Here is a 13243-nt window from a genome sequence, read left to right on the forward strand (position 1 = left end):
TCGCGATGCCGTCATTATCGTTCTCCTCGCATCGCGCATGTTAGCGCATGACCGGGCGACCCACGGTTTCAGCGCGCGAGCACGTCGGGATTGACGATGTTCTGCGTGAGCGTGCCGTTCAGTGCGCCGATGAGATTTTCCGCGGCGTTTCGCGCCATCGCGTGACGCGTTTCGTGCGTAGCCGAGCCGATATGCGGCAGTGCGACGACGTTTTTCATCGCGAGCAGCGGCGAGTCGGCGGGAAGCGGTTCCTGCTCGAACACGTCGAGGCCTGCACCGCGGATCGTGCCGTTTTTTAGCGCATCGACGAGCGCGTTTTCATCGACGGTCGGTCCGCGCGAGGCGTTGATCAGAATCGCGCTCCGTTTCATTTTCTGCAATTCGTTCGCCCCGATGAGACCGCGCGTTTCCGGCGTGAGCGGCACTTGCAGGCAGACGAAATCGGATTGCGCGAGCAGTTCGTCGAGCTCGACACGCTTTGCGCCGTATTCCTTTTCGGCCTGCTCGTTCGCGCTGCGATTCGTGTAGAGCACGTTCATGCGAAAGCCGAGCGCCGCGCGCCGTGCGACGGCCCCGCCGATGCGTCCCAGGCCGACGATGCCCAGTGTCTTGCCTTGCACGTCGACGCCGAAACACGCTTCACCGATGCTTGCCTTCCAGTTGCCTTGCTTGACCCATTCGGCGAGTTCGACGACGCGGCGCGCGCTTGCGAGGATCAGCGCGAAGACCGTGTCGGCGGTGGATTCGGTGAGCACGTCCGGCGTGTGCGTAAGCACGATGCCGCGGCGGGTGAGGTCTTGCACGTCGAACTGGTCGAAGCCTACGGAGATCGTCGACAGTGCTTTCAGGCGGTGGGCGCCTTCGATCATGTCGGGGGAGATCTTTATGCTCGCACCGATGGCGCCGTCGGCGGTTGTTAGCGCTTCCACGAATGCGGCGTGGTTTTTCGGATCGATGTTCACCACTTCCGCGTGGGCGCGGAGATAGGCTTCTACGTCGCTTGGCAACGCCTTGTAGGCTACGATTTTTTTGGTCATGGTTTGCTTTGTCTGGGTTGGTTGGCTCGGGCTTCTGTGGAATCCCGTTTTCGTGTCGGTCTATTGGCACTGCCCCTGTGCGGGGCGGCAGTCACTTTCTTTGCCGTCGACCAGAGTTAGCGCTTTAGCGCTTACTCTGGTCCTGTGTAAAGAAAGCAACCAAAGAAAGCAGCTTCCGATACGCCCGCGGTCACACGCAATTTGGGTAGTCCTCTCGTCCATCGTGGGCTGCCTAACGAGTGCCCTCAGACACCTAATCGGGCTTGGCTCGCGCACGGTCTGTCACATCGCACCACACACCAAACTGGTTCAGCACCATATAGCTCCGGCCCGCTTCGCGGCCGACCGGTCAATCGGGGATGCATGTGCTTCTCTACTAATGCCTCCGTCTCACTGCACTGGCAGCCCGTCGGTTTCCCTTGCAGACCCGGCGGCAGCGCGTAGCGCTGTGCCGAAGCAGTTTCGTGCTGAACCAGTGTCCTTGGAAAACTAGCTCGTCAGACCGCGCGCGAGCCAAGCCCGATTAGGTGTTTGAGGGCACTCTTTAGGCGAGTGCCACCTAGGACGAGAGTACTACCCAACGTGCGTGTGACCGCGGGCCGTGACGAGCTGCTTTCTTTGGTTGCTTTCTTTGCACAGGACCAGAGTAAGCGCTAAAGCGCTAACTCTGGTCGACGGCAAAGAAAGTGACTGCCGCCCCGCACAGGGGCAGTGCCAATAGACCGACACGACAACGGGATCCGGCGAAACCGAAAGCAAAAGCGAAAAGCGAAAGCAAAAACCTCAAGGCCTCACAACAACCCCAGCCCGAACCGCCGCCTGCGGCTTAACCGCCAGCGTAAGCCAAACAGCCATCAACAACGCGGCGCTCATGAAAACGTAAGAGGCAGAGGGCGATCCAGTAGCCCCATTCAAATACCCCACAAAATACGACCCGACGAACGACCCCAACGCCCCCATGCTATTGATGAGCGCCATCGCCCCCCCGGCGACATTCTTCGGCAGCAACTCCGGCACGATCGCAAAGAACGGCCCATAGGGCGCATACATCGCAGCCCCTGCGATCACGAGCAACGCATAAGAAGCCCAGAAGTTCGTCGACCCGAGAAGGTAGGAACCTGCAAACGCCACCGCGCCGATCAGCAGAAACGGCCACACAAAAGCCTTGCGTGCCTGAAGCTTGTCTGAGGCCCACGAAGCCAGCAGCATCGCGATGGTCGCCGCAAGATACGGCACCGCCGACAGCCAGCCCGTCTCGACCATCCCGAGCGTCGATCCGCTCTTGAGAATCGAAGGCAGCCACAGCACGAACCCATACACGCCGATGCTCCAGCAGAAATACTGCGCACACAGCTTGATCACCGCCGGCGACTTGAACGCCTCGCGATAGTTCTTCACCGGCTTGATCGCGGCCTGCTCGGCGCGCAAGGTCGCATCGAGATCGTTCTTTTCCTGATCCGTGAGCCAGCTCACCTGTGCGGGCTTGTCCTTCACGATGAACCACCAGATCACCGCCCACACCACCGCCGGCAAACCTTCCGCGATGAACATGTGGCGCCAGCCGAACGAGTTCACGAGATAACCGGATACGACCGACATCCACAGCACCGTCACCGGATTGCCGAGAATCAGAAACGTATTCGCACGCGAGCGCTCCGACTTCGTGAACCAGTTCGCGATGAAGACGAGCATCGCCGGCATCACCGCAGCCTCGACGACGCCGAGCACGAAGCGGATCGCCATCAACGAAGGGATATTGCTCACCATGCCCGTGAGCGTCGCGCAGCCGCCCCACAGCACGAGACTCCAGAACACGAGCTTCTTCACGCTGCGCCGTTCGGCATAGATCGCGCCCGGAATCTGAAAGAAGAAATAGCCGAGAAAAAACAGCGCGCCGATCAGCGAGGACAGTCCCTTGCTGATGCCCAAATCCTGATTGATGCCCGCCGCCGCCGCGAAACCGTAGTTGGCGCGGTCGAGATACGCGAGGCTGTACGTGATGAAGACGATCGGCATGATCGCCCACCAGCGGCGCACGGCCAGCGTGGGATTGGAAGAACTTTGCATGGTTGTCTCCGAACGCAATTCGGTTGAGTCTCGGTTGGTGGCTTTCAAGCCAGATCGAACGCGGCTTTGGCCGTCTTGTCGTTGGAATCCTGTGCTTCGAGCAGATCGAGCGCGGCGCGCGTCGGCAGTCCTTCGCTGTCGCCGATCACCTGAATCGCCAGCGCGCCGATGCGATTGCCGCGCGCGATCGCGTGACGCACATCGCGTCCCTCGAGCAGCGCGCTCACGACGCCGACCGCGAAGCCATCGCCCGCGCCGACCGTATCGACGACCTTCTCGACCGGCACGCCCGGCACGATGCCCTGCTCGCCGTCCGCCGTGCGGAAATACGCGCCGTGCGCGCCCAGCTTCACGACGACGCCCTTCGCTCCCCGATCGAGATAAAACGCGGCGATGTCCTCGGGCTTCGCATAGCCCGTCAGCGTCAATCCTTCGGACACCCCCGGCAGCACCCAGTCGGCGAGCGCGGCGAGCGCATTGAGCGATTCGGCCATCGCCTCGCGCGACGGCCACAGCGTCGGACGCAGATTCGGATCGAACGAGATCGTCTTGCCCGCTGCCCGCATTTCGCGGGCCATGTGGAACGCAAGCTCACGCGAGGTCGCCGAGATCGCGGGCGCCACGCCCGTCAGATGCAGATGACGCGCGCCGAGCACGTAATCGGCGGCGTAGTCGTCGAGCGACAAATGGCTCGCGGCCGAACCCTTGCGGAAATACTCGACGGCCGGATCGCTGCCGTCGTCGCACTTGCCTTTGAGCTGAAAGCCCGTCGGATAACGCTCGTCGATCGTCACACGGCGCGCGTCGATGCCTTCGGATGCGAGTACGTCGAGCACATAGCGCCCGAACGAATCGTTGCCGACGCGGCTCATCCAGCCCACCTTGAAGCCAAGGCGCGACAAACCGATCGCGACGTTCAGATCCGCGCCCGCGACGCGCTTCGTGAATTGACCGGCCTTCGCGAGATCGCCGGTAACGGCGGCGACGAACATCGTCATCGCTTCGCCGTAAGTGACGACGTCGAGGGCTTCAGGCTTGGCTTGCATGTCGGGTTCCTTTGCAGATGAATGCTGAATGCAAAATGCGTAATTCAAAGTGGCATTCAAAATGCCGCGATTCGTGCGACCTGGCGCGCCGCGTCGGCGTCGAGCGAACCGTCCGCGCCCGGAATGAACGGATATTCGATGCCGCGCGGCACATCGCCCGGCAACTGCGCGAGCAGCGTCGCGAAACGCGCGTCGCCGTTCGCGGGCGCGGCGGCAAAACGGCGCGCGCCCTCGCCCATCACCGCCTTGCAGTGCACATACGCGACGTGCGGCGCGAGGCGCTGCGCCGCGTCGAGCGGATCCTGCTCCGCCCAGTGCCAGTTTCCGGTGTCGAAAGTCATCGCGAGGCCGCTTCGCGCGGGCAGCGCGGCGAAGAGCGCATCGAACGCGCCGATCGTGCCGCCTGCCTTCAGTTGTCCGTTTTCGACGACCACGCGCGCTTTCGACGCGGCGATCGCCGACATCAGGCGATCGAGCGTGGCCGGATCGGTCGCGACACCACGCTCCGTGCCGCCCAGTTGCAGCTTGACGATGCGCGCGTCCATCGCCGCTGCTTCGTCGATGGCGAGCCGCAGCGAATCGAGATCGAGCGCGCCGTCGTCGCGGAACAGCGTCGCGGGCGTCGAATGGACCGCCCACAAGCCGTGCGCGCGAATCCGTGCGCCGAGCTGCGCGAGTGCATCGGGCTGCGAATCGGCGTCATCGGCGAACAACTCGCGACGCACTTCGAAGCCATCCGCACCCGCGCGCGCCGCGACCGCCGCCCACGCGGCGTGGCCATCGCGACGGATCGCATCGGCGCCGAACGCGCTCGCTACGATCACGACTTCTGCGCGCTTTTCATCGATGCGGGATTTTTGATTCACTCGCTTCTCACTATGGGTTTTGGCCTCGAAATTCCTCGGTGGAACCGGTTCCATAAACGATTTTCGAAAAGGACGCCGCAGCGCCCCTGTTGAGAACGAATGGTGCGTCAGACCGCCATCGACGCGCCATAGTGGAATTCCCTAGCCGATGAGACCCGGTTCCTCGCATAACTCCAGGAAACGCGCCGCGACGCGTGACGGCGTTGCCGCGTGCGGCAGCAAAATGGAAAAACGCCGCGTGAGCGGTCGCGGCGCGATACGCACGCGACGCAACGCGCTGTCCTCGTGGCGGATCGACATCGCCGATACGAAGCCGATGCCCATGCCCGCGCGCACCGCCTCCTTCACGCCCTCGACGCCCGCGATTTCCAGCGCGACCCGCATGGGCGCATCGCAATCGGCGAACGCGCGCTCGATGATCTGCCGCACGCCCGAGCCGGGCTCGCGCAGCACGAGCGGATGCTCGCTCAACTGATCGAGCGTGGCGGCATCGCGCCCGTCGGCAAGCGGATGACCATTCGGCAGGATCGCGACGATTTCGTCCTCGCGCCACGGTGTGACGGTGGTGCCGAGCGGCAGATCGTGTCCCGGCGCGCCTTCGACCAGCGCAATATCGAGCGAGCCGAGCGCAGCGACGATATCGGCGGTATTGCCGTCGATGGTCGTCACGACGACTTCCGGAAAGCGCTTGTGAAACGCAGCGATCAGATACGGCAGCAAATAACTCGCTGGCGTCGTGCTCGCGCCGATGCGCAGCGTGCCGCGCTCCAGCCCGCGCAATGCGTCGCGCAGCGCGTGCGCCGCGCGAAATGTCTCGCGCAGGCGTTCCGCATGGCCGAGCAACTGCTCGCCGGCTGCGGTCAGGCGCACGCCGCGGCCATCACGCTGATAAAGCGGCTCGCCGAATTCCTCCTGCAGCAGGCGCAACTGCCCCGACACGGCGGGCTGCGACAAATGCAAGGCCACCGCCGCCCGGCTGATGTTGCCGTGCTCTGCGACCGTTGCGAACGTTATCAGTTGTTCCGGGGTCATCTGTTTCAAATATAAGGTGGTACGATACTTCCCATTCTAAATCACGATTTTTCATATTCATATATCGAGAATAGGATTAGCCCATCGAGTCATCATCATCAAACGGGTTCATCCATGTCCACGGTTCAGTCCGCCCAAACGTTCGCGCCGGCCGCATCATCCAGACGCGGGCAACTCAACGGCATTCTCTTCGTCGCCTTGTTCGCCGCCGCCGTCACGCGCCTCGCTTCGCTGCCCGCTATCGCCGGGCTCGGCATCAGCCCGCTGATCGTCGGCATCGTCGCGGGCGCGATCTACGGCAATGCGCTGCGTCACGGCATGCCGGAAAGCTGGGCGGCCGGCGTCAACTTTTCCGCGCGCAAGCTGCTGCGCATCGCGGTCGCGTTCTTCGGGCTGCGCATCAGCCTTCAGGAAATCGCGCAAGTCGGCGTGTCGGGTTTCACGGTGTCGGTGCTGGTCGTGGTCAGCACGCTCGTCATCGGTACGTGGGCCGGCATGAAGCTGATGAAGCTCGATCGCGATACCGCACTCCTCACGGCAGCCGGCAGCGCGATTTGCGGCGCGGCCGCGGTGCTCGCGTTCGAATCGACGTTGCAATCGAAGCCGCACAAGAGCGCGATGGCGGTGGGCAGCGTCGTGCTGTTCGGCACGCTCTCGATGTTCCTCTACCCGCTCGCGTTCAACGCCGGCTGGCTGCATCTCGATACGCTCGGCGCGGGCCTCTTTTTCGGCGGCACGATTCACGAAGTGGCGCAGGTCGTCGGTGCGGCGAGCAACGTCAGCCCGGAAGCGACGCATATCGCGACCATCGTCAAGATGACGCGCGTGATGCTGCTCGTGCCCGTGCTGCTCGTGATCGGTTTCTGGATCAGCCGCTCGCGCAACACGGCGGACGGCGCGGCGCAAGGCAACGGCAAGATCGCGGTGCCCTGGTTCGCGCTCGGCTTTCTCGCGCTCGTCGTCGTGAATTCGCTGCACGTTCTGCCCGATGCCGCCACGAGCACGATCAACACGCTCGACACCTTCGCGCTCACGATGGCCATGACCGCGCTCGGCATGGAGACGCGCATCGCGCAGATCCGTCAGGCCGGCCCGCGTGCGCTTGCAACCGGCGCGATCCTGTATGCGTGGCTGGTCGGCGGCGGCCTCGCGATCACGCTCGGCGTCGAACGCCTCTTCGGCTGATCGATCGCCGATGCAGTGAAGTACCGAATCGCGCGAACGTCCCCGTCGCGCGATAACGCTTTAGAAGGAGCACTCATGGAACACGGCGCTCGTACCCAGAACGAGAAGCTCGATGTCAAGACCACGACGTGCTACATGTGCGCGTGCCGTTGCGGCATCCGCGTGCATCTGCGCGACGGCGAAGTCAGATACATCGACGGCAATCCGAACCATCCGCTCAATCAAGGCGTGATCTGCGCGAAAGGCGCGTCGGGCATCATGAAGCAGTATTCGCCCGCACGCCTCACGCAGCCGCTGATGCGAAAACCCGGCGCACTGCGCGGCGAAGCGCAGTTCGAGCCGGTCTCGTGGGAGGTCGCGCTCGATACGCTCGAAAAGCGTCTCGCACACCTGCGCGCCACCGATCCGAAAAAATTCGCGCTCTTCACCGGACGCGACCAGATGCAGGCGCTGACCGGCCTCTTCGCGAAGAACTTCGGCACGCCCAACTACGCGGCCCACGGCGGCTTCTGCTCGGCGAACATGGCCGCGGGCATGATCTATACGATCGGCGGCTCGTTCTGGGAATTCGGCGGCCCGGATCTCGACCGCGCGAAGCTCTTCTTCATGATTGGCACGGCGGAGGATCATCACTCGAATCCGCTCAAGATCGCGATATCGAAATTCAAGCGCGCGGGCGGACGCTTCATCGCGATCAATCCGGTCCGCACGGGCTACGCGGCCATCGCCGACGAATGGGTGCCGATCCGCCCCGGCACAGACGGCGCGCTTTTCATGGCGCTGATCCACGAACTGATCGCCGCCGACGCCTACGATCACGAATTCGTCACGCGCTATACGAACGCGGCCGAACTGCTCGATATGAACGAAGCGAGCGACACGTTCGGCCTTTTCGTGAAGGACGAAAGCGCGGCCGAATCGAATCCGCTCTTTCCGCAGAATCATCTTTGGTGGGACACGAAGACGAATCGCGCGGTCGCGCATCATGCCGACGATGCCGCGCCCGCGCTCGATGGCCGCTACACGCTCGACGACGGCACGAGCGTCGCGCCCTCCTTCGCCTTGCTGCGCGAGCAGGTCGCGACGTGCACGCCGGAATGGGCCGCGGACATCACCGGTATTCCCGCCGCGACGATCGAACGCCTCGCCGCCGAAATGATCCAGACGAGCCGCGATCACAAGATCACGCTGCCGATTCAATGGACCGATTGTTGGGGCAGGAAGCACGACACCGTGACGGGCAACCCGATCGCCTTTCACGCGATGCGCGGTCTCGCCGCGCACTCGAACGGCTTCCAGTCGATCCGCGCGCTCGCCGTGCTGATGTCGCTGCTCGGCACGATCGACCGTCCGGGCGGTTTCCGGCACAAGTCGCCGTTTCCGCGCGCGGTGCCGCCATCGGCGAAACCGCCGAATCACCCCGATCAGGTGAAGCCGAACACGCCGCTCGCGAGCGGGCCGCTCGGCTGGCCCGCCGCGCCGGAGGACCTCTTCATCCACGACGACGGCACGCCGGTTCGCATCGACAAGGCGTTCTCGTGGGAATATCCGCTCGCGGTGCACGGCGTGATGCACAGCGTCATCACGAACGCATGGCGCGGCGATCCGTACCCCATCGACACGCTGATGATCTTCATGGCCAACATGGCATGGAACTCGTCGATGAACACGATGGAAGTGCGCAACATGCTCGCCGACAAGCACGGCAACGGCGAATACAAAATTCCGTTCATCGTCGTGTGCGATGCGTTCCAGTCGGAGATGACCGCATTCGCCGATCTCATCCTGCCCGATACGACCTACCTCGAACGACACGACGCGATGTCGATGCTGGACCGCCCGATCTCCGAGTTCGACGGTCCCGTCGATTCCGTGCGCGTGCCGGTCGTGCCGCGCACCGGCGAATGCCGTCCGTTCCAGGAAGTGCTCGTCGAGCTCGGCAGCCGCCTGAAGCTGCCCGCGTTCACGACGCCCGAAGGCACGCGCAAGTATCGCGACTATCCGGATTTCATCGTCAATCATCAGACGGCGCCGGGGTCGGGCGTGGGCTTTCTGATCGGCTGGCGCGGCAAGGACGGCAAGGACGCGCTCGTCGGCGAGCCGAATCCGAATCAATGGGAAGAGTACGCAAAGCACGATTGCGTCTACCACTACACGCTGGCCCAAGAGCTGCAATACATGCGCGGCCAGAACGGGCCGTACCTGCAATTCGCCGTCGATAAAGGTTTTCGCAAGTTCAACGAGCCGATCCTGATCCAGCTCTATTCCGACGTGATGCAGAAGTTCCGCCTCGCCGCGCAGGGTCGCACGAAAGGCCGGCAGCCGCCGGAACACTTGCGCGCACGCATCGAGGAATATTTCGATCCGCTGCCCTTTTGGTACGCGCCGCTGGAACTCGATACGACCGATCTCGCGCAGTATCCGCTCGCGGCCGTCACGCAGCGCCCGATGGCGATGTATCACTCGTGGGACTCGCAGAACGCGTGGCTGCGGCAGATTCACGGCGAGAACCTGTTGTACATGAATCCGCGCATGGCGAAGGCGAACGGCATCGAGGACGGCGGCTGGATTTACGTCGAATCGCAATGGGGCAAGGTGCGCTGCATGGCGCGCTATAGCGAAGCCGTCGAGCCCGGAACGGTGTGGACGTGGAACGCGATCGGCAAGGCATCGGGCGCGTGGAGCCTCGGTCCCGACGCGAACGAATCGCAGCGGGGCTTTTTGCTCAATCACCTCATCACGGATGAGCTTCCTGCGTCCGCGCGCGAAGGCCTGCGCTTTTCGAACTCCGATCCGATCACCGGACAAGCCGCGTGGTACGACGTGCGCGTGCGCGTCTATCCCGCCGAAAGCGATGCCGACCACACGCTGCCGCAATTCGCGCCGATGCGTCCATCGCCCGGCATGACGGGATCGGTTCAACGCGTCGTGCAGACGTACTTCGCCGGACGCGGCGAGTTCGCGGCGCGCTTGCGCAACGCCATCAAGCGCGACGTAAAAAACTGAAGGAGACCGGCATGACTCAAATGGCCCTGGTGATCGATCTGAACGTCTGCGTCGGCTGCCACGCCTGCGTGACGAGCTGCAAGGAATGGAACACGTCCGGCGAAGCTGGCAGTCTCGCGGATCAGCGCCCGTACGACGCCGATCCGTCCGGCACCTTCTTCAACCGCGTGCAGACGTATGAAGCCGGCGAATTTCCGCTCGCCGATACGATCCACTTTCCGAAGTCGTGCCTGCACTGCGAGGATCCGCCGTGCGTGCCCGTCTGTCCGACCGGCGCGAGCTACAAGCGCAAGGAAGACGGACTCGTGCTCGTGGACTTCGACAAGTGCATCGGCTGCAAGTACTGCGCGTGGGCGTGTCCGTACGGCGCGCGCGAGCTCGACGAAGCGCGCAAGGAGATGACGAAGTGCACGCTGTGCGCCGATCGCATCTACAACGAGGCGCTGCCCGAACGCGATCGCAAGCCGGCGTGCGTGCTCGCGTGTCCGACGTCGGCGCGGCTCTTCGGCGATATCCACGATCCCGAGTCGGTCGTGTCGAAGGCGATCGAGGAGCGCGGCGGCTATCAGTTGATGCCCGAATGGGACACGAAGCCCGCGAATCATTATTTGCCGCGTCGTCCCGTGAATGCGTGCAGCAGCGGCGGCGGCTCGTGCGGCTGTCAGTCTCAAGGCGCCGAAGCGCCGGACGCACCCGGAGCGCACGGCGAACTCAATCTCGCGTCGATGGCCGTGCGCGTCTGACTTTCATCGGAGCTCGAACATGAAACCCGCGTTTTCCGTCGTGTTTCTCACGACATTGAGCGGCGCCGCGCAAGGCTTGCTGATTGCGCTCGTCGGTGTCGAAGCGGGCGCGAAGCTCGGTCTGATCGACGCGCCTTCGCAACTGTTCTTCATCCTCGGCGCGGCGTTGTCGGTCGTGCTCGGCGGGCTGGGCCTCGTCGCATCGTTTTTCCATCTCGGGCATCCCGAGCGGGCGTGGCGCGCCATCGCGATGTGGCGTACGTCGTGGCTGTCGCGCGAATGCCTGTGCCTGCCCGCGTTCCTCGGATGCGCCGCGTTGCACGGCTTCGCGCACTGGCTCGGCGCGCCGTGGTCGCTTGCCGTCGGCGTGATCGGCGTGATCGCGTCGGCGGCGCTTTTCGTCTGCACCGCGATGATCTACGCATGCCTGCGCTTCCTGCAGGAATGGGCGACGCCGCTCACGATGGTCAACTTCGTGCTGCTCGGCTGCGCATCGGGATTCACGCTGGCGACCGCGTGCGCCGCGTGGCTCGCGCCGTCACTGGCGGCGGGTCTCGCCGCTTGTGCGTGCACGTTGACGCTCGCGGGCTGCGCGACCCGCGTCGCCGCGCTCAAGCGCAATGCGAAGCTGCGGCCGAAATCGACCGTGCAGAGCGCGACCGGCATCAAGGGGCCGAACGTCGTGCAGAAGTCGCGGGGCTTCACGGCGGGCGCGTTCAATCTGCGCGAGTTCTTTCACGGACGCTCGGCGCAGGCGATCGCGCGCATCAAGTGGACGTTTCTCGTCGGCGCGTTCGCCGTCCCCTTCGTGCTGATGCTGCTCGGGATCGGTGCGCAATCGGTCGCGCTCTTCTGCCTCGCGTGCGTCACGCAGTATCTCGGGCTCGTCGCCGAGCGATGGTTCTTCTTCGCCGAAGCGCGCCATCCGCAGAACATTTACTACGCGCGCGCCTCGTAGTGCGCGAGGCGCGCATCAAGGTCATGCCGCGAGCTCGAGCGCTTGCTCGAAATCGGCGATCAGATCGTCGATATCTTCGATGCCCGCCGAAAGCCGCAGCATGCCGTCGGAAATGCCCATCGACTTGCGCACTTCGGGGCCGGCTTCGAAGAAGATCGTCGGCGCAACGGGAATGATGAGCGTGCGCGTGTCGCCGAGGCCCGTCGCCTTGACCGGCAACTGCAGCGCGTTGACGACATCGATCATGCGGTCTGCGCGGCGCAACTCGAACGACAGCAGCCACGACGCACCCTTGAACAGCGCCTGAGCGATCTCGTATTGCGGATGACTCTTCAATCCCGGATAAAACACGCGCCCGATGGCCTCGTGCTTCTCCAGATACTGGGCGAGCGCGAGCGCGTTCTCGCTGCACTTCGCGACGCGCAGGGCGAGCGTTTCCGCGCCCATCGCGATGGAATGCGCCTGCTCCGACGACAGCGACGCGCCCATGTCGCGCAGCCCTTTCTTGCGGACTTGCAGCAAGCCCTGCTCTTTGGACGGCGACTTGCGGTAATCATCGGCGATGTTCGGATAGGCGCTCCAGTCGAAGCGACCCGTGTCCGTCACCGCACCGCCGAGCGCCGCGCCATGACCCGCGATGGTCTTCGTCAGCGAATTGACGACGAGGCTCGCGCCGACCGCCTTGGGCCGGAACAGCGCCGGCGACGTGATCGTGTTGTCGACGACATACGCGAGGCCGCGCTCGCGGCACAACGCGCCGATGCCTTCGAGATCGGGAATCTGCGTGCCGGGGTTCGCGATGGTCTCGACGAACACCATGCGCGTATTCGGCTTGATCGCGTTCGCGACGTTCTCGGCGGAAGTTGCATCGACCATCGTCACTTCGATGCCGAGCGTGCGCAGCGTGCCGAACAGGCTGTTGGTGTTGCCGAAGACGTAGCGGCTCGATACGAGATGATCGCCCGCGCGCAGCAAGGTCAGGAAAATGGCGGTGATTCCCGCCATGCCGGTGCTGAAGCAGATCGAGCCGATGCCGTCTTCGAGGCTCGTGATCTTGCGTTCGAGCGCGGCGGTGGTCGGCGTGCCCTGACGCGCGTAGTTGAAACCGCCTTTCTTCGTGCCCTGGAAGACGCCGATCAGATCTTCCACGCGCTCGAATCCGTACTGAACCGATGTGTGGATCGGCTGGCGCACGCCGCCGTGCTCGCCGCCCGCGTTTCTGTCGCCGTGAACGATGCCTGTGGTGAAGCCTTGCTTGTTCATCTCTTCTCCGCTACTCGAAAACGCAAAACATCGATTTTGC

At 63.7% G+C, this 13243-nt stretch carries 10 protein-coding genes; 4 read left to right on the top strand and 6 right to left on the bottom strand.

From position 1 onward, the window contains the following. Positions 1 to 68 precede the first annotated feature (68 nt). The 5 genes from LDZ23_RS07505 to LDZ23_RS07525 form a co-directional block, all read right to left on the bottom strand. Positions 69 to 1037, bottom strand: coding sequence for a 2-hydroxyacid dehydrogenase (locus LDZ23_RS07505; protein ID WP_034473440.1), 969 nt, complete (start codon positions 1035 to 1037; stop codon positions 69 to 71). A gap of 783 nt (positions 1038 to 1820) precedes the next feature. Beyond that, positions 1821 to 3104, bottom strand: a complete 1284-nt coding sequence (locus LDZ23_RS07510; protein WP_008349482.1) for an MFS transporter — start codon at positions 3102 to 3104, stop codon at positions 1821 to 1823. Positions 3105 to 3148: 44 nt separating this feature from the next. Beyond that, positions 3149 to 4150, bottom strand: coding sequence for a sugar kinase (locus tag LDZ23_RS07515; RefSeq protein ID WP_034473439.1), 1002 nt, complete (start codon positions 4148 to 4150; stop codon positions 3149 to 3151). A 56-nt stretch (positions 4151 to 4206) separates the two neighbouring features. Then, the gene (locus tag LDZ23_RS07520) at positions 4207 to 5016 is read right to left on the bottom strand and encodes a sugar phosphate isomerase/epimerase family protein (protein ID WP_051996656.1); all 810 of its coding nucleotides are present in this window, start codon (positions 5014 to 5016) and stop codon (positions 4207 to 4209) included. A gap of 141 nt (positions 5017 to 5157) precedes the next feature. Continuing rightward, positions 5158 to 6048 carry a LysR family transcriptional regulator gene (locus LDZ23_RS07525; RefSeq protein WP_008349476.1) on the bottom strand — a complete coding sequence of 297 codons (891 nt, stop codon included), beginning with the start codon at positions 6046 to 6048 and terminating at the stop codon, positions 5158 to 5160. A 114-nt stretch (positions 6049 to 6162) separates the two neighbouring features. Between LDZ23_RS07525 and LDZ23_RS07530 the strand changes: the two genes are divergently transcribed. The 4 genes from LDZ23_RS07530 to LDZ23_RS07545 all read left to right on the top strand — a co-directional run bounded on the left by LDZ23_RS07530 (position 6163) and on the right by LDZ23_RS07545 (position 11940). After that, complete coding sequence (locus LDZ23_RS07530; RefSeq protein WP_034473438.1) at positions 6163 to 7233, top strand: YeiH family protein; 1071 nt, start codon at positions 6163 to 6165, stop codon at positions 7231 to 7233. Positions 7234 to 7308: 75 nt separating this feature from the next. Then, positions 7309 to 10239 carry a molybdopterin oxidoreductase family protein gene (locus LDZ23_RS07535; protein ID WP_244807384.1) on the top strand — a complete coding sequence of 977 codons (2931 nt, stop codon included), beginning with the start codon at positions 7309 to 7311 and terminating at the stop codon, positions 10237 to 10239. 11 nt (positions 10240 to 10250) lie between these two features. Then, the gene (locus LDZ23_RS07540) at positions 10251 to 10982 is read left to right on the top strand and encodes a 4Fe-4S dicluster domain-containing protein (RefSeq protein WP_008349470.1); all 732 of its coding nucleotides are present in this window, start codon (positions 10251 to 10253) and stop codon (positions 10980 to 10982) included. Positions 10983 to 11001: 19 nt separating this feature from the next. After that, on the top strand, positions 11002 to 11940 hold the full coding sequence (locus tag LDZ23_RS07545; RefSeq protein WP_034473434.1) for a dimethyl sulfoxide reductase anchor subunit family protein: 939 nt from the start codon (positions 11002 to 11004) through the stop codon (positions 11938 to 11940). Positions 11941 to 11961: 21 nt separating this feature from the next. Here the strand turns inward: LDZ23_RS07545 and LDZ23_RS07550 are convergent, their stop codons facing one another. Next, positions 11962 to 13203: a cystathionine gamma-synthase family protein gene (locus LDZ23_RS07550; RefSeq protein ID WP_244807385.1), complete on the bottom strand. Its 1242-nt coding sequence runs from the start codon at positions 13201 to 13203 to the stop codon at positions 11962 to 11964. Positions 13204 to 13243: the final 40 nt, after the last annotated feature.

Origin of the sequence: Caballeronia zhejiangensis, from assembly GCF_022879815.1 — a bacterium.
GTDB classification, from domain to species: Bacteria; Pseudomonadota; Gammaproteobacteria; order Burkholderiales; family Burkholderiaceae; genus Caballeronia; species Caballeronia zhejiangensis.

Coding starts and splice junctions, on each gene's coding strand:
- LDZ23_RS07505 (WP_034473440.1), bottom strand. CDS start 1,037: ATGACCAAAAAAATCGTAGCCTACAAGGCGTTGCCAAGCGACGTAGAA.
- LDZ23_RS07510 (WP_008349482.1), bottom strand. CDS start 3,104: ATGCAAAGTTCTTCCAATCCCACGCTGGCCGTGCGCCGCTGGTGGGCG.
- LDZ23_RS07515 (WP_034473439.1), bottom strand. CDS start 4,150: ATGCAAGCCAAGCCTGAAGCCCTCGACGTCGTCACTTACGGCGAAGCG.
- LDZ23_RS07525 (WP_008349476.1), bottom strand. CDS start 6,048: ATGACCCCGGAACAACTGATAACGTTCGCAACGGTCGCAGAGCACGGC.
- LDZ23_RS07530 (WP_034473438.1), top strand. CDS start 6,163: ATGTCCACGGTTCAGTCCGCCCAAACGTTCGCGCCGGCCGCATCATCC.
- LDZ23_RS07535 (WP_244807384.1), top strand. CDS start 7,309: ATGGAACACGGCGCTCGTACCCAGAACGAGAAGCTCGATGTCAAGACC.
- LDZ23_RS07540 (WP_008349470.1), top strand. CDS start 10,251: ATGACTCAAATGGCCCTGGTGATCGATCTGAACGTCTGCGTCGGCTGC.
- LDZ23_RS07545 (WP_034473434.1), top strand. CDS start 11,002: ATGAAACCCGCGTTTTCCGTCGTGTTTCTCACGACATTGAGCGGCGCC.
- LDZ23_RS07550 (WP_244807385.1), bottom strand. CDS start 13,203: ATGAACAAGCAAGGCTTCACCACAGGCATCGTTCACGGCGACAGAAAC.